Below are 15544 nucleotides of genomic sequence, written 5' to 3' on the forward strand. Positions count from 1 at the left end.
CGGCCGGAGGAGGCCGTGGCGTGTTCGCTGTCAGCAAGACCTCCGCCGCCCTCACGGGCGACACGGCTCGTAGCATGGAAGCATGCCCCACCCTTCAGACATCCACGAACGAGTAGCGAACGCCCCGGCCGTGCCGCACGGGCTTCCGCTCGTCGTTCTGCTGACCGGATTCACCGACGCGGGCAGCGCAGTGTCTGGGCTCATCGACCACCTGCGCGACAGCGCCGACCTGCAGCCCGTCGTCGTGTTCGACAATGATGCGCTTCTCGACTACCGAGCCCGCCGTCCCGTGATCTCCTTCGACCAGGATCACCTGACGGAGTTCCGTCCCCAGCGGCTCGAGCTCTCGCTCGGCACCGACGCGCTGGGCCAGAAGTTCCTGCTGCTCGCCGGATACGAGCCCGACTTCCTCTGGAATCAGTTCGCGCGCGTGGTGCTCGAGCTCGCCGACGAGTACGAGGTGTCGGGCTTGAACTGGGTGCACTCGATCGCGATGCCGGTGCCGCACACCCGCCCCATCGGGACGACGGTCAGCGGCAACCGGCGAGAGCTCACCGTGGCGCACTCGGTCTGGCGGCCGCGCACTCAGGTTCCCGCGACGGCAGGGCACCTGCTCGAGTTCCGCTTCGCCGAGCGCGGCGACCGGGTGGTCGGCTTCGTTCTGCTCGTTCCTCACTATCTGGCCGAGACGGAGAACCCGGATGCCGTGATCACGGCGGCCGAGCGACTCATGGCATCCACCGGCCTCGTGCTGATGCTCGACGAGGTGCGCGCCCGGCGTGAGGACTACCTGGCCCGCGTGGACGAGCAGGTCATCGGCAACGACGAGCTGCAGCAGATGGTGCTGGGTCTCGAGCGCCGCTACGACGCCTACATGGCCGGCCGCGACCCGGAGGACGGCTCGTACGACGAGGGCGGATTCAACGAGCGCGACCTTCCCAGTGCCGACGAGCTCGCAGCCGAGCTCGAGCGCTACCTCGCCTCGCGCCCCTCCGGCGATGACGACAAGCCGGGGCGCGGCTGAGCTTCGAGGCCAACACGGCGCGAATGCACCCGCACCCGCTCAGGTGTGCGATACTAGGTGTCTGACCCGTTGTCAATCAGTCTTTTCGAAGACCGGACTTGACAAGGGTCTTACTAGTGTCCGAAAGTCCCGGGGCGATGCAGCTGCCCCGTGAAAGGCGAAACGTGACTCCTGCCACGACAAACAAATCCCGGACGAAGAAGACCGCCGACGCCCCCGAGACCGACGAGCAGATCGACGCGGTCGAGGAGAAGGCCGTACCCAAGACGGCAGCCCAGCGTGCGGCCGCGAAGCGCGCTCCCGTCAAGAAGAAGAAGTCCGACGACATCGTCGAAGACGACGATGCACCCGCCGCGCCGGCCGACGAGGCCGACGACGAGGAGGACGACGCCAAGCCGAAGTTCACCGAACCCCTGCCGACGGGTGCGATCGTCATCTCGTCGAACGACGACGAAGACGTCCCGGTCTACTCCACGCAGATCACGGGCGCCACGGCCGACCCCGTCAAGGACTACCTGAAGCAGATCGGAAAGGTCGCGCTCCTGAACGCGGCCGAAGAGGTCGAGCTCGCGATGCGCATCGAGGCGGGCCTGTTCGCCGAAGAGAAGCTGTCGACCATGACGGCGGCCGAGAAGACCAGTCAGCTGGGCCTCGACCTGCAGTGGGTCGCACGAGACGGACAGCGTGCGAAGAGCCACCTTCTGGGCGCGAACCTGCGTCTGGTGGTGTCGCTCGCCAAGCGCTACACCGGCCGTGGCATGCAGTTCCTCGACCTGATCCAGGAGGGGAACCTGGGCCTCATCCGTGCGGTCGAGAAGTTCGACTACACCAAGGGCTTCAAGTTCTCCACGTACGCCACATGGTGGATCCGTCAGGCGATCACGCGCGCCATGGCCGACCAGGCCCGCACCATCCGCATCCCCGTGCACATGGTCGAGGTCATCAACAAGCTCGCGCGCGTGCAGCGTCAGATGCTGCAGGACCTCGGTCGCGAACCCACTCCTGAGGAGCTCAGCCGCGAGCTCGACATGACGCCCGAGAAGGTCGTCGAGGTGCAGAAGTACGGCCGCGAGCCCATCTCGCTGCACACGCCTCTCGGTGAGGACGGCGACAGCGAGTTCGGAGACCTCATCGAGGACACCGAGGCTGTCGTGCCCGCCGACGCGGTGGGCTTCACCATGCTGCAGCGCCAGCTCGAGCAGCTGCTCGACTCGCTCTCCGAGCGAGAGGCCGGCGTGATCCGGATGCGCTTCGGACTGGGCGACGGTCAGCCCAAGACGCTCGATCAGATCGGCGACACCTTCGGCGTGACGCGTGAGCGCATCCGCCAGATCGAGTCGAAGACGATGGCGAAGCTGCGTCACCCGAGCCGGTCGCAGTCGCTGCGGGACTACCTCGAATGATGTCGGGCGCACCTCAGGCGCGCTCGGCAGGCATCCGCTACGTCTTCCCCGTTCTCGCGGGCAAGCTCGCGCGGTTCGCCACGCGTCTGCGCGGCGGTGGGTCGGCGTTCCCCGGATACCTGACCAACCGGCTCGCGCCGACGCTGCTGCCCACGCTCGCCGGGCAGTTCCGCTACGGCGTGGTCTTCGTGCTCGGCTCGAACGGCAAGACCACGACCACGCACATGATCAGCGAGGTGCTGCGTGCGCACGGGCTGCGGGTCTTCACGAACCCGACGGGGGCGAACCTCCCGCAGGGCGTGACGAGCGCGCTGCTGGCGGATGCGACTCTCACCGGCCGCATCAAGGCCGATGTCGCGGTGCTCGAGATCGACGAGGGCTACGCGGCCGACCTGGCAGACCGGCTGTCGCCGTCGGTGATCCTGTCGCTCAACGTCCAGGTCGACCAGCTGTACCGCTTCTACGAGACCGAGCGCGTCGCCGACATGATGCTCGAGGCGTCGAAGCGCGCGTCCGCGCACGTCGTCGTCAACCGCGACGACCCCTATCTCAGCAAGATCGATGTGGGCGCAATGCGCGGCGAGGTGTCGTTCTTCGGCGTCTCCGGCGAACTGGTCGCCGCGTCGGCGCACGGCCTCGCCAACGCGGCCGACACGCGCAGCGGCAACGCGGGGATCCTCGATCACGATGCGTTCGCCGAGGTCGTCAGCACTGAGGGTCGCAAGGTCGTCGTGCGCGTCGACGGCACGGATGCCGCGATCACGCTTCCCGCACGGGGTCTGCATTACGCAGCCGACGCCGCCGCCGCGCTGGCCGTGGCCGCGCGTGTCCTCGGCGCCGAGTTCGCTGTGGAGAAGGCCGCGAACGGCTTCGCGAAGATGGCTCCGGCGTACGGACGCGGCGAGGTCATCCCGCTGCGCCGCGACCCTGAGGGCGAACAGGTCGAGTTCGTGATGTTCAAGAACGCGCCGAGCCTGCAGATGAACCTCGACGCGCTCGAGGCCACGCCCGAGCGCGCCCTGATCGCGATCGACGAAGGCACCCCCGATGTGTCGTGGCTCTACGACGTCGACTTCGATGTGCTCAAGCGCATCGACGTCGTCACGGGCGAGAAGGCCTACCAGCTCGCGCTGAGCCTCGAGCACGCCGGTGTCGAGATCGGCGTGGTCGAGCCCGACATGGAGAAGGCTGTCGCGCTCATGCGCGCGCTCGCCCCGTCGTCGTCCGGCACTCAGACGTGGTTCGTCAACTACGAGCTGATGATGATCGGGCGCCGGCTTCTCGGCCACGGAGACCAGGAGATCGCGCGCCGATGACCGACGCAGTCCGTATCGTTCAGCTCTACCCCGTCGAGCTCGGGATCACCGGCGACCGCGGCAACGTCCGCGCCCTGCAGGTGCGACTCGAGCGCGCCGGCGTCCCTGTCGAGGTCACGCGCGTCGGCATCGGAGAGGCGATCCCGGCGGATGCCGACATCCTCGTCTTCGGGAACGGCCCGCTCTCGGCCATGCGCCTCGTCGTTGACGATCTGCGCGCGCGATCCGCGGAGCTCGAGGCCTTCGTCGCCTCTGGCCGCTCGCTCTTCTCCATCGGCGCCTCGGCAGAGCTGCTCAGCCAGGGAGTCGACCTGCTCGACGGCGACACGCTCGAAGGTCTCGGTCTCTTCCCGTTCCGCGTCGCACGCACTCGTGAGCGCAACGTCGGCTACATCATCGCCGATACCCCCGACGGCCGGGTCATCGGCTTCGAGGATCACGCATCGCGGTGGGCCCTGGGAGCGGATGCCGAGGTCTACGGCACCGTCGTGGCCGGCAGGGGCAGTTTCGCCCACGGTGAGGGCTCCGGCGAGATCGTCCGGCGCGACCAGGCGTTCGCGTCGAACGTGCAGGGTCCGGCGCTGCCGTTGAACCCGCAGTGGACCGACGCGATCCTCACAGCGGCGACCGCTCGTCGGGGGATCGAGTGGTCGGCCGGCGATGCGCACGCGCACTTGAACGAGTACGCCGAAGGCGCTCGCACGACGATCGAGCGCCTCGTCCACAGCAAGGACTTCCGCACGATCGGACTCTGATGCTCCCCAGCAGCGCGCTTCCTCGCGCGGTGATCTCCCGGTCGGCGCTCACCGCTGCCGCCGCAGTCGCCGCCGCGGCTGGCGGGCGTATCGCGGATCTCCGCCATGATGCGTGGGGCCACGGCATCCTCGCGGTCGCGCAGGCGGCGCGGGCTGCGGGGATCGACAGGGTGCTGGTCGACTCGCCGAGCGAGGCCGAGGCGCTGAGCCTCGAAGGGATCGACGCGGTCGTCGGCGTGACCCCTGACGTCAATTCGATGCTGCTGTACGGGTTGCCTGACGCCGACGGTGTTCTGGCCAGCCAGCCGGTCATGCGGCTCTCTGGCCGCGTGATGTCGACCAAGCAGCTGAACCCCGGTGACGCCGTCTCCTACGGCTACACGTATCGGGCCTCCGAGCACACGGTGGTCGCTCTCGTCACGGGCGGTTACGCCCAGGGAATCGTCCGCGCGCTCGGAAACAACGCGCACGTCGAGGTCGAGGGCGTCGAGCGCCCGATCATCGGCAGGGTCGCGATGGACGTGTGCGTGGTCGACCTGCAGGGTCATGAGGCGCCGGTCGGTGCCGACGTCACCTACTTCGGCGGCAAGGGCCCCGCGGCTCCGGCACTTTCGCGATGGAGCGTCGTCACGGGGCTCACGGTCGCCGAACTCGTGGCGGTCGCCGGTGCGCATGCGCAGAGGGAGTGGGAAGCATGACCCGTCCGGAACTCCGACTGAGCAGCAGTCAGCTCGCCACGAACATCGAGGCGGTGCGCGAGCGCATCGCGCCCTCGGCTCTGATGCTGGTGATGAAGGACGACGCCTACGGGCACGGGATCACATGGACCGTCGAGACGGCTGAGCGAGCCGGAGTCGAGTGGTTCGGAAGCTACGATGTCGCGGGTGGTCTGGAGATCAGGCGCGTGCTCGAACGGCCGGCGCACGTGTTCGCATGGGCGACGTCGACCGACTCCGAGATCGATGAGGCGCTGCTGCAGCAGATCGACCTGGGCGTCGGGACAGCCGAGTATCTCGCGCGCATCATCGCCAGGGCAGATATTCTCGGCATCCGAGCCCGCGTCCACCTGAAGATCGACACCGGACTGCACCGCAACGGCATCCTCGTCGAGGACTGGCCCTCCGTCATGCAGATCGCCCGCGAAGCCGAGGCGCACGGCGCGATCGAGCTGGTCGGGGTATGGAGCCACCTCGCGGAGGCGAGTGACCCGGAGGACGACGACGCCCAGCGACTGTTCCTGCAGGCGGTCCAGGAGGCCGCGGAGTCGGGGCCGACGCCGCCCTGGCAGCACCTGACGGCGTCTGCTGCGTCGTGGTGGCGTCCGGAGCTTCGCGGCACGCTGTCGCGCATCGGGGCGTTCTGCTACGGCATCCGCTCAGCCGACGGCCCGGACCTCGAGGGCGTGCGTCCTGTCGCCGAGTTGACGGCGACCGTGATCGATCGGACCGAGGCAGGAGCCGTCGTCGCCATCGGCTCCTTCGACGGACTTCCGTCGACGCTCGCGGGCATGCCCGTGGGTACCGAGCATGGTGTGGGGACGCTGTCGTCCATCGACCTGACGACGGGTGTCGTCTCCGGCGTGGAGCTCTCGATCGGCGATCGGGTCTGGTGCTTCGGCGCCGGGGTGCATGGTGAGGAGACGGCGACCACGCTCGCGGAGCGCATAGGCACTGTGGGCGAGGAGATCCTCACTCGGCTCACCGCACGGGTGCGCCGAGTGATCGTCGACTGACACCTCGAAGGGCCGAGCCTCGAGAAGGGCTGGGCTCCGAGAAGCTCAGGCCTCGATCAGCCGCGCGGTCTCGTCGTGCCAGCTGGTGGCGACGCTGCGGAGCTTCTCTTCGTACTTGCGGCCGTGGTGCGCGCAGAAGAGCATCTCGGTGCCGTTGACCTCGGCGGCGATGTACGCCTGCGCTCCGCAGGAATCGCAGCGGTCCATGGCGGTCAGCCGGTACTCGACGGCGGAGGCCTCACGTTCGGTCGTTGCATTCATCTCGGTGCCTCCTTGAGTATCGGGTTCACTGTCAGGACTTGATCAATACAACCACGCAGAACCTGGGTGCATGCCCGGATCTCGGCGTGTTTCGCTCAGCGCGTACGCGCGGGGGCCCAGGTGAACCCGTCGGGGGAGTGTCTGCGGGGTGCGGCCGGGTGTGGCGAATAGACTCGGAGATTGTGACAGCCGAGTATTCCGCCCATCATCTCCAGGTTCTTGAGGGGCTCGAGGCCGTCCGCAAGCGACCAGGCATGTACATCGGGTCGAACGGCTCGCCGGGCCTCATGCACTGCCTCTGGGAGATCATCGACAACTCCGTCGACGAGGCCGTCGCCGGCAACGGCTCGAAGATCGACATCATCCTGCATTCCGACGGGAGCGTCGAGGTGCACGACCGCGGTCGCGGCATCCCCGTCGACGTCGAGCCGCGCACCGGGTTGACGGGTGTCGAGGTGGTCTTCACCAAGCTCCACGCCGGCGGCAAGTTCGGTGGCGGCTCCTATGCGGCATCCGGCGGCCTGCACGGCGTCGGCGCGTCCGTCGTCAACGCGCTGTCCGAGCGTCTCGATGTCGAAGTGGATCGCGGCGGCAAGACCTACGCCATGTCGTTCCGGCGCGGTGAGCCGGGCATCTTCGATGACAAGGGTGGCGAGAAGCGCCCGGACGCTCCCTTCACGCCGTTCCAGGAGAACAGCGAGCTGCGCATCGTCGGCAAGGCTCCGCGAGGGGTGACCGGAACCCGTATCCGCTACTGGGCGGATCGTCAGATCTTCACGAAAGACGCCGCGTTCCAGCTGGGTGAGCTCGAGACGCGTGCGCGTCAGACCGCGTTCCTCGTCCCGGGACTCGAACTCGTCGTCCGCGACCAGCGTGCGGAAGACCCTGCCACCGGCGCAGGCGTCAACGAGACGTCGTATCACTACGAGGGCGGGATCTCGGAGTTCGTCGAGTACCTCGCCTCCGACGCGCCCGTCACCGACACCTGGCGCATCCAGGGCGAGGGGACGTTCAAGGAGACGGTGCCCGTCCTGCAGCCCGACGGGCACATGGTCTCCACCGAGGTCGAGCGGGTCTGCGGTGTCGACATCGCGATGCGCTGGGGCACGGGGTACGAGACCACGACCCGGTCCTTCGTCAACATCATCTCCACGCCCAAGGGCGGAACCCATCAGCAGGGCTTCGAGCAGGAGCTCCTGAAGGTGCTGCGCTCGCAGGTCGAGCAGAACGCCCGTCGGCTCAAGGTCGGCAACGACAAGCTCGAGAAGGACGACGTGCTGGCAGGGCTCACCGCCGTGCTCACGGTGAACGTCCCCGAGCCGCAGTTCGAGGGTCAGACCAAAGAGGTCCTCGGCACACCGGCCGTGCGTCAGATCGTCGCCCAGGTGCTGCGCAGGGATCTGGGCGAGCGCTTCAGCTCCACCAAGCGCGACGACAAGAGCCAGGCGACCCAGCTGCTCGACAAGATCGTCGCCGAGATGAAGGCCCGCGTGTCGGCGCGTGCACACAAGGAGACGCAGCGGCGCAAGAACGCCCTCGAGTCCTCGACGCTGCCGACCAAGCTCGTCGACTGCCGCACGAACGACGTCGATCGCAGCGAACTGTTCATCGTCGAGGGCGACTCGGCGCTCGGCACCGCGAAGAACGCGCGCAACAGCGAGTTCCAGGCGCTGCTGCCCATTCGCGGCAAGATCCTCAACGTGCAGAAGGCCTCGGTGGGCGACATGCTCTCCAACGCCGAGTGCGCGTCGATCATCCAGGTGATCGGCGCGGGATCGGGACGCAGCTTCGACATCGGCGCCGCGCGCTACGGCAAGGTGATCCTGATGAGCGACGCCGACGTCGACGGCGCGCACATCCGCACCCTCCTGCTGACGCTGTTCTTCCGCTACATGCGCCCTTTGATCGAGGAGGGGCGCGTCTTCGCGGCTGTTCCTCCGCTGCATCGCGTGATCGTGATGAACCCCGGCTCGAAGCCGAACGAGACGATCTACACCTACAGCGAGCAGGAGATGCACGCCCTGCTGGCGAAGCTCAAGAAGGCCGGCAAGCGCTGGCACGAGCCCATCCAGCGGTACAAGGGACTCGGCGAGATGGATGCCGAGCAGCTGGCATCGACGACGATGGACCGCGGCGGCCGCCTGCTGCGTCGGGTGCGCATGGAGGATGCCGAGGCAGCGGGCCGCGTCTTCGAACTGCTGATGGGCAACGAGGTGGCACCTCGGCGCGAGTTCATCATCGACTCCGCCGGCAACCTCTCGCGCGAGTCGATCGACGCCTGAGCACCCGGCGGGTGCGCCGCGGCCTGCGTGTACTGCGGATGCCCGAAGGGCGTCCTGTCAGGATGGGACGATGATCGCGATCGTCTCGGCACCGTCGAACCTGGGGCTGCGCCCGCCGCAGCGCGGCGCTGTTCCTGGCACGGCGAAGGCACCGGAAGCGCTTCGCGACGCCGGGCTGCACGCGGCTCTCGCACCGCACGGCGCGCTAGAGGCCGGTGCTGTGCTGCCCGGCCGATACCTCGACGACGAACGACGTCCTGCCGGTACGGTGCGCAATCAGGATGCCGTTGTCGATCACGCCCGTCGTCTGGCGCATCGCCTGGTTTCGCTGCGCCGCGAGGGGCACTCGCCCCTTGTGCTCGGCGGCGACTGCAGTCTCCTGCTCGCGGCCGGACTCGCCTCCAAGGTCAGCGGCGGAGCAGGTCTCGTGCACGTCGACGGCCACACGGACTTCCGGCATCCGGGTAACAGCGACTCCTTCGGCGCGCTCGCGGGCGAGGATCTCGCCGCGGCGATCGGCAGGCACGTTCCCGCTGTGGCGGACATCGACGGGCTCGGCCCGTACTTCGACGCCGCGCGCACGGCCCATGTCGGGTGCCGACGCGAAGACGAGGAGCTCGACGAGGTCTCCGATGCGATCGCACTCACGATTCCGGCCGACGACATCATCCTGTATGGGGCGGCCCGGGCTGCCTCGCGCATTCTCACCGCACCGGGCCTCGATCGGGGCTTCTGGCTGCAGGTCGACGTCGACGTGCTCGACCCCGCGCATATGCCGGCGGTCGACAGCCCCGACCCTGGGGGTCTGTCCCCGCAGGAGCTCACCGACTTCCTGCGTGCGGTCGCGCCCAGGGCGTGGGGCGCCTCCGTGACGGTGTTCGACCCCGACCTCGACCCAGACGGGACGCACGCGCGCACGATCGCCGCCATCGTCGCTGAGGGGCTCGTGCGCCTCGGTGAGGAGTCCGCGGCGCCCTCCGAGTGATCGGGAGGCCGTGCCGCGAGATCAGACGATGGTGCGGCCGATGGAGCCGATCACGCCCTCGATCGGCTGTCCTGATGCGTCACGACGTGCGCCGGCCTCTGGGAGCTTGCGCACCGCACCCGTCGGATCGACCGCGAGAGCCGGAGCAGGCCCGACCCAGGCGACGGTCAGACGATCCTCGCCCTTCAGGAACGCGTGAGCCCTGACTCCGCCCGTGGCTCGGCCCTTGGCGGGATACTCCGCGAACGCTGAGACCTTTGCACGCCCGGGGTCGGTGCCCGGCAGCGCGCTCTCCGCGCCCGAGACGGTGGCGACAACGGCATCCGTCTCCGGCGTCACCACGCCGAAGAACAGCACCGTGGCGCCTGCGCCGAGCTTGATGCCGGCCATACCGGCGGCCGGGGCGCCCTGCGGCCGGACAGCGGATGCCGCGAACCGCAGCAGCTGCGCATCGGTCGTGATGAACACGAGCTCCGCGTCGTCGGACGCCTCCGCGGCGCCGACGACGCTGTCGCCGGCCTTCATGCCGATCACCTCGAGCTCTGGCCTTACAGGCAGAGCCGAGGGCACGATGCGCTTCACGGTGCCCTGAGCGGTGCCCAGCGCGACGGGGGTGTCGCTGTCGAACCGCACGAAGCCGACGATGCGCTCACCGCGCGTGGTGATGCCGAGATAGTCGCGCAGCGGAGCCCCCGCGGCGAGCTGCACGGAGCTCGAGGGCACGGAAGGCAGGTCGACGGGCGAGAACCGCACCACGCGACCGAGACTGGTCAGCGCACCGAGCTCGGCGCGGACCGTCGTCTCGACGGTCGCGAGGATCGCGTCGTGCTTGCTGCGACGCGCGGGTGCGCTCAGCTCCTGGCCCTCGGCGAGATCCACGCGCACGGCGCGTCCGGTGGTCGACAGCACGAGAACCGTCGGCGCATCGGCGATCTGCAGGTCGGGGGCGCCCTTCGCCGCGCGGGGCTTCGGCGGGGCGGCGTTCATGAGCAGGGTTCGGCGAGGGGTTCCGTAGGCCTCGGCCACGGCGTCGAGCTCGGCGGCCACCGCAGAGCGCAGTCGCGCAGGGCTCCCGAGCAGCTCTTTCAGCGCGGCGATGTCGGCGAGCAGGGCGTCGCGCTCGGCCTCCAGTTCGATGCGCGAGAACCTCGTGAGACGCCGCAGACGCAGCTCGAGAATGTACTCGGCCTGCAGCTCGCTGAGGTCGAACACCGAGCGCAGACGCGCGCGAGCCTGCTCCGAATCATCGGACGAGCGGATGACCTGGATGACCTCGTCGATGTCGAGGATCGCGATGAGCAGGCCCTCGACCAGATGCAGACGCTCTTCACGGCGCGCGAGCCGATAGCGGCTTCGCCGCGTGATGACCTCGAGACGGTGCATCACGTAGACGCTGAGCATCTCTTTGAGGCCGAGCGTTCTCGGCTGTCCGTCGACGAGGGCGACGTTGTTGATGCTGAACGAGTCCTCCAGTGGAGTCAGCCGGTAGAGCTGCTCGAGAACCGCGTTCGGGTCGAAGCCCGTCTTGATGCCGATCGAGACGCGCAGTCCGTGGTTGCGGTCGGTGAGGTCGGTGACGTCGCTGATGCCCTGCAGCTTCTTCGACTGGACCGCGTCGCGGATCTTCTCGATGAGTCGCTCGGGTCCCACCATGTAGGGAAGCTCAGACACGATGATGCCCGTACGGCGCGGCCCGATCTGCTCGACCGAGACCTTGCCGCGCACCTTGAGCGCGCCGCGGCCGGTCGTGTAGGCGTCCTTGACGCCGTCGAGACCCATGAGGATGCCGCCGGAGGGGAAATCGGGGCCCGGTACGAACTCCATGAGCTCTTCGGTTGTGGCATCGGGGTTCTCGAGCAGGTGAGTCGCGGCCGCGACGACCTCGATGAGGTTGTGCGGCGCCATGTTGGTCGCCATGCCCACGGCGATGCCGCTGGCACCGTTGACGAGGAGGTTCGGGAACGCCGCGGGGAGCACGGCGGGCTGCTGGAACTGGCCGTCGTAGTTCGGGATGAAGTCGACGACGTCCTCGTCGAGGTTCTCGGTGAGCGCCATAGCAGGCGACGCCAGTCGGGCCTCGGTGTACCGGGCGGCGGCGGGCCCGTCATCCAGCGAGCCGAAGTTGCCGTGGCCGTCGACCAGGGGCACCCGCAGCGCCCAGTCCTGCGCGAGGCGCACCAGGGCGTCGTAGATCGCGGAATCGCCGTGCGGATGCAGCTTTCCCATCACCTCGCCGACGACGCGCGCGCTCTTCACATGCCCGCGGTCCGGTCGGAGGCCCATCTCGGCCATCTGGTACAGGATGCGGCGCTGTACGGGCTTGAGCCCGTCGCGCGCATCGGGCAGGGCACGCGAGTAGATCACCGAGTACGCGTACTCGAGGAACGATCCCTGCATCTCGCTCTCGAGGTCGATGTCCTGGATTCGCTCCGGGGCGAGCTCGGGCGGCGGGGTTTTCGGCATGGACTTCCTGAAGGGCACGGGGAGCCTGTGACAGACTGGCTCGGATGTCCCTCATGCTACCGTCCGAGTCACCCACGGCCCGGAGCGTCGTCGGGGTGGCGGAGGACCTGTTCGCCGCACTCCGCGGCGAATCCGCGACGCTGCCGCGAGCGGAGTCCGTCGTGCTCGTGCTGATCGACGGGCTCGGCGCGATCAGCCTGCGCGCGCACGCGGGGCATGCGAGGGCGCTGACTGCGGGTATGGCCAAGAAGGACGTCGCCACCTCGGTGTTCCCCTCCACGACGGCGGCGGCGCTCACCAGCATCCTGACGGGGGCCTGGCCGGGCGAGCACGGGCTCGTCGGCTACAGCGTGCTCGACAGGTCGCGGGGCGTCATGGTCAACCAGCTGTCCGGGTGGGAGAGCGCAGGCGTCGATCCGGCATCCTGGCAGGTCGCCCCGACTGTGTTCGAGAAGGCGGCAGCCCAGGGGCGTCAGGCGTTCGCGGTCGGTGTCGCCGCATATGCGGGCAGCGGATTCAGCCGAGCGACCCTGCGCGGCGCAGAGTTCGTCTCGGCGGCTTCGCCTGGCGACCGCGTGGCGGCCGCGTACGACCTCGCCGAGCGGCATCCCGGCTCGCTGGTGTACTGCTACCTGCCTGAAGTCGACAAGGCCGGACACCGGCACGGAATCGCATCCCGGCAGTGGGTCTCGGCTCTCGAGGACGTCGATGCCGCACTCGCCCGTCGCGTGCCTCCGGGTGTCGGAGTGATCGTGACCTCCGACCACGGAATGGTAGACGTCCCGGCGCACAAGCAGTTCGTGCTCGAGGCCGAGCATCTCGCGGGAGTCGGCCACATCGGCGGCGAACCGCGGATGCTGCATGTCTACCTCGACCCCGACGCGGACGCCGATGGAGTCCTGGCGCGCTGGCGTGGGGACCTCGCCGGGGCGGCCGATGTAGGCACCCGTGCCGAGGCGATCGCCTCAGGCCTGTTCGGCGCGCACGTGACGGATGCTGCGGCGTCGCGCATCGGCGACCTGCTCGTCGTGTCGCGGGGCAACGGTGCCGTGTACGACGGCACGGCGCCGGATCAGCGCAGCAGAGGCATGGTCGGGCAGCACGGCGGGATCACGCCAGAAGAGCGTCAGGTGCCGGTCCTCCGCTTCGGGGCCTTTGCCCGCTGAACCTGCGGCTCGATCGATCGGCCGTGACGGTCGACCGCGCGCGAGGTCTTACTCGTCGGTGCGCGCGCCGAAGACGATCTCGTCCCACGACGGCATGGCGTTGCGGCGCCGACGGCGACCGTTGTCGGGCGCGGGCTCCGGTGCGGGAGCGGGTTCCGGCTCGTCGTCCTGATCGCTCTCGAGCGCATCGAAGAGCGCGATGGGGCTCACCTCTTCAGGCTCGTCCCGATCGTCGATGTCGATGATGGGCGAGCTCTCACGCTGGCCGCGACGGCGGCGCAGCGCCTCAAGGAGGTCTGCCGTCTCCGGGCTCGTGGTCTGCGACTCCGGGGCGCGCTTGATCGCGGCATCCTGGACCGCTGAGCCCGACCGCTCAGGCGTCGACGGGTCTTCGCTGTCGGCCTCGGGGGCCGGCACCAGACGAGGACCGAACGCGCCGGAGTCGAAGCGGCTGTCGTCCTTGTAGGGCGAGGTGGTGCGCTCGGCGTCGACGGCCCGCAAGCGGGGGATGAGACCCTCGGGAAGAGAGCCCTGTCGTGACAGCTGGGTGGCGTCGGCATTCAGGGGAGCCAGTGCGCTGCGTCGCGGATCGAAGCTCCATCGCGCGTCGTGCTCGACCTCGTTCGCCGTGAACTCGAGCTTGACGATCCAGCCGCTGTCATCCTTCCAGCTCGCCCAGCGCTCCGCCGTGGCCTCGAGATCGGCCAGCTTCGCCCGGATGGCGGTGCCGAACGTCGGCTGCGCGTCGGGCTCGACCTCGCTGCCGATGAGGACGGGGACGGCGAGAGCCTGCCCGATGATGTGCTCGCGCTCGGCGAGCACCGGACCTTCGAAGCGGATGACGTCGTCGACACCGATCCCGAGGAGTTCGGCGACCTCGGGTGCTGTGAGGCCGGCGCGGATCTGCGCCTGGATGTCGCGCGGACTTGCGGCGAGCTTCTGCGTGACTGGCTCGCCCTGACGCGTGGCGCGACGGATCTCGCGGTGCAGCACGTCGTCGATGGGCAGCGCGAAACGCGTGCCGGATTCGGTCGCGAGTACGAGGACTCCTGCTTCTGTGCCGACGATGGTGACGTTTTCCATGCGAATGCCCCTCAGGAATGGGTGTCCGACCATGGTGTCACGCCGGTTACACAGCAGGCGGGAATACCCTGGGCGTGCCGTCAGTTTGCTCAGTCGCACCCGGCGACATTTGCGAAATCTCTCGCGGTCGTGCAAACTATGGCCGCCGAACCCTGCGGCACAACCCCCCACCACTCGCACCATGAAAGTGGAGACCTACCCAATGGCAACCGATTACGACGCTCCGCGAAAGAGTGAAGACGACTCCGAGTCGATCGAAGCCCTCAAGGAGCGTGTGCCGGACAAGCTGTCAGGCTCGTCCGGCGATGAGGACTCGGACAACCCGTCCAGCTTCGATCTTCCCGGTGCCGATCTGTCCGACCTCGAGCTCGACGTCGTCGTGCTGCCCGCGCAGGATGACGAGTTCACCTGCATGAGCTGCTTCCTGGTGAAGCACCGCTCGCAGCTCGACCACGAGGGCGCTTCCGGCCCGATCTGCAAGGAGTGCGCTGCCTGATCGCAGCGTCGATGCACGCGTCACGCGCCCAGAACCGCACGGTTCCGGGCGCGTCGTCGTTTCCGCCCGAGGCCTGGCCCTGTCGGTCCGGCGGGAGATCAGGCGCCGCGGGCTGCGCGGATCGCGGCGGCGAGGCGGTCGGGTGTGCGCGACGAGATCGTCCACGAGTCCACCGGGTCGTCGGCATCCGTGTTCGGCACGACGACGATCCCGTCGATGCCTCCGCGGATCAGGTGCCAGCCTCGCGCCGGCAGAAGCGGACCGCGGGCCTGGCGGGCTTCGTCGCCCGTGAGCACCACGGGTTCGCCGAGGAACCTCGCGTCGATGTGCGCGCGGCCCGCACGCAGCACGGTGCCGTCGACCGCGACCACGGGAGTCAGCCAGACGAACATCGTGACCAGAGCGGCCGATACCGCCGCTCCCGCGACGAGGGCGATCGTGGAGCCGACCGGCACGAACACCAGAGACACCATGGGGCCGGCGAGCGCGACGGTCACCAGAAGCCGGAGGCTCGGCGACAGCCGCTCGCGATAAAGCGGACGTGTCTCAGCGGTGCGGATCTGCATTAGCCTCATGGG

The 15544-nt window shown here is 68.6% G+C and carries 14 protein-coding genes; 10 read left to right on the top strand and 4 right to left on the bottom strand.

Features of this window, described 5'->3' with window-relative positions; all coding sequences use genetic code 11:
• The first annotated feature begins 82 nt into the window (after positions 1–82).
• From RS84_RS14290 to RS84_RS14315, 6 genes are all read left to right on the top strand, one after another.
• The gene (locus tag RS84_RS14290) at positions 83–1024 is read left to right on the top strand and encodes a proteasome assembly chaperone family protein (protein ID WP_045258471.1); all 942 of its coding nucleotides are present in this window, start codon (positions 83–85) and stop codon (positions 1022–1024) included.
• A 164-nt stretch (positions 1025–1188) separates the two neighbouring features.
• Complete coding sequence (locus RS84_RS14295) at positions 1189–2427, top strand: RNA polymerase sigma factor (RefSeq protein WP_152641846.1); 1239 nt, start codon at positions 1189–1191, stop codon at positions 2425–2427.
• Positions 2427–3743, top strand: a complete 1317-nt coding sequence (locus RS84_RS14300) for a MurT ligase domain-containing protein (protein WP_052676383.1) — start codon at positions 2427–2429, stop codon at positions 3741–3743. Before RS84_RS14295 ends, RS84_RS14300 begins: the two co-directional genes overlap by 1 nt.
• Positions 3740–4498, top strand: coding sequence for a type 1 glutamine amidotransferase (locus tag RS84_RS14305; protein WP_052676384.1), 759 nt, complete (start codon positions 3740–3742; stop codon positions 4496–4498). Before RS84_RS14300 ends, RS84_RS14305 begins: the two co-directional genes overlap by 4 nt.
• Positions 4498–5196, top strand: coding sequence for an alanine racemase (locus RS84_RS14310; protein ID WP_045258473.1), 699 nt, complete (start codon positions 4498–4500; stop codon positions 5194–5196). The genes RS84_RS14305 and RS84_RS14310 overlap by 1 nt, the downstream gene beginning before the upstream one ends.
• Entirely contained in the window at positions 5193–6230 is a 1038-nt protein-coding gene (locus RS84_RS14315) for an alanine racemase (RefSeq protein WP_045258474.1), read from the top strand. The genes RS84_RS14310 and RS84_RS14315 overlap by 4 nt, the downstream gene beginning before the upstream one ends.
• Before the next feature lie 45 nt (positions 6231–6275).
• Here RS84_RS14315 and RS84_RS14320 read toward each other — a convergent pair whose 3' ends face one another.
• Positions 6276–6491 carry a hypothetical protein gene (locus tag RS84_RS14320; RefSeq protein ID WP_045258475.1) on the bottom strand — a complete coding sequence of 72 codons (216 nt, stop codon included), beginning with the start codon at positions 6489–6491 and terminating at the stop codon, positions 6276–6278.
• Positions 6492–6673: 182 nt separating this feature from the next.
• Between RS84_RS14320 and RS84_RS14325 the strand changes: the two genes are divergently transcribed.
• Both RS84_RS14325 and RS84_RS14330 read left to right on the top strand, forming a co-directional pair.
• Complete coding sequence (locus RS84_RS14325; protein WP_082062202.1) at positions 6674–8773, top strand: DNA topoisomerase IV subunit B; 2100 nt, start codon at positions 6674–6676, stop codon at positions 8771–8773.
• Positions 8774–8843: 70 nt separating this feature from the next.
• Entirely contained in the window at positions 8844–9758 is a 915-nt protein-coding gene (locus RS84_RS14330) for an arginase family protein (protein ID WP_082062203.1), read from the top strand.
• Between the two features lie 21 nt (positions 9759–9779).
• On the opposite strand, the gene RS84_RS14335 is transcribed toward RS84_RS14330, so the two are convergent.
• Positions 9780–12221 carry a DNA topoisomerase (ATP-hydrolyzing) subunit A gene (locus RS84_RS14335; protein WP_045258476.1) on the bottom strand — a complete coding sequence of 814 codons (2442 nt, stop codon included), beginning with the start codon at positions 12219–12221 and terminating at the stop codon, positions 9780–9782.
• A 44-nt stretch (positions 12222–12265) separates the two neighbouring features.
• Here RS84_RS14335 and RS84_RS14340 point away from each other — a divergent pair, with 44 nt between their 5' ends.
• On the top strand, positions 12266–13387 hold the full coding sequence (locus RS84_RS14340) for an alkaline phosphatase family protein (RefSeq protein WP_045258477.1): 1122 nt from the start codon (positions 12266–12268) through the stop codon (positions 13385–13387).
• Between the two features lie 48 nt (positions 13388–13435).
• Here RS84_RS14340 and sepH read toward each other — a convergent pair whose 3' ends face one another.
• Entirely contained in the window at positions 13436–14470 is a 1035-nt protein-coding gene (gene sepH / locus RS84_RS14345) for a septation protein SepH (RefSeq protein ID WP_045258478.1), read from the bottom strand.
• Positions 14471–14672: 202 nt separating this feature from the next.
• Here sepH and RS84_RS14350 point away from each other — a divergent pair, with 202 nt between their 5' ends.
• Entirely contained in the window at positions 14673–14966 is a 294-nt protein-coding gene (locus RS84_RS14350; RefSeq protein ID WP_045258479.1) for a DUF4193 domain-containing protein, read from the top strand.
• Positions 14967–15064: 98 nt separating this feature from the next.
• On the opposite strand, the gene RS84_RS14355 is transcribed toward RS84_RS14350, so the two are convergent.
• A complete protein-coding gene (locus RS84_RS14355) occupies positions 15065–15541 on the bottom strand; it encodes a DUF3093 family protein (RefSeq protein WP_235281501.1) in 477 nt (158 codons plus the stop codon).
• Positions 15542–15544: the final 3 nt, after the last annotated feature.

It is taken from the genome of Microbacterium hydrocarbonoxydans (assembly GCF_000956475.1).
Classification (GTDB): Bacteria; Actinomycetota; Actinomycetes; order Actinomycetales; family Microbacteriaceae; genus Microbacterium; species Microbacterium hydrocarbonoxydans_A.

Coding starts and splice junctions, on each gene's coding strand:
- RS84_RS14290 (WP_045258471.1), top strand. CDS start 83: ATGCCCCACCCTTCAGACATCCACGAACGAGTAGCGAACGCCCCGGCC.
- RS84_RS14300 (WP_052676383.1), top strand. CDS start 2,427: ATGTCGGGCGCACCTCAGGCGCGCTCGGCAGGCATCCGCTACGTCTTC.
- RS84_RS14305 (WP_052676384.1), top strand. CDS start 3,740: ATGACCGACGCAGTCCGTATCGTTCAGCTCTACCCCGTCGAGCTCGGG.
- RS84_RS14310 (WP_045258473.1), top strand. CDS start 4,498: ATGCTCCCCAGCAGCGCGCTTCCTCGCGCGGTGATCTCCCGGTCGGCG.
- RS84_RS14315 (WP_045258474.1), top strand. CDS start 5,193: ATGACCCGTCCGGAACTCCGACTGAGCAGCAGTCAGCTCGCCACGAAC.
- RS84_RS14320 (WP_045258475.1), bottom strand. CDS start 6,491: ATGAATGCAACGACCGAACGTGAGGCCTCCGCCGTCGAGTACCGGCTG.
- RS84_RS14330 (WP_082062203.1), top strand. CDS start 8,844: ATGATCGCGATCGTCTCGGCACCGTCGAACCTGGGGCTGCGCCCGCCG.
- RS84_RS14335 (WP_045258476.1), bottom strand. CDS start 12,221: ATGCCGAAAACCCCGCCGCCCGAGCTCGCCCCGGAGCGAATCCAGGAC.
- RS84_RS14340 (WP_045258477.1), top strand. CDS start 12,266: ATGTCCCTCATGCTACCGTCCGAGTCACCCACGGCCCGGAGCGTCGTC.
- sepH (WP_045258478.1), bottom strand. CDS start 14,470: ATGGAAAACGTCACCATCGTCGGCACAGAAGCAGGAGTCCTCGTACTC.
- RS84_RS14350 (WP_045258479.1), top strand. CDS start 14,673: ATGGCAACCGATTACGACGCTCCGCGAAAGAGTGAAGACGACTCCGAG.
- RS84_RS14355 (WP_235281501.1), bottom strand. CDS start 15,541: ATGAGGCTAATGCAGATCCGCACCGCTGAGACACGTCCGCTTTATCGC.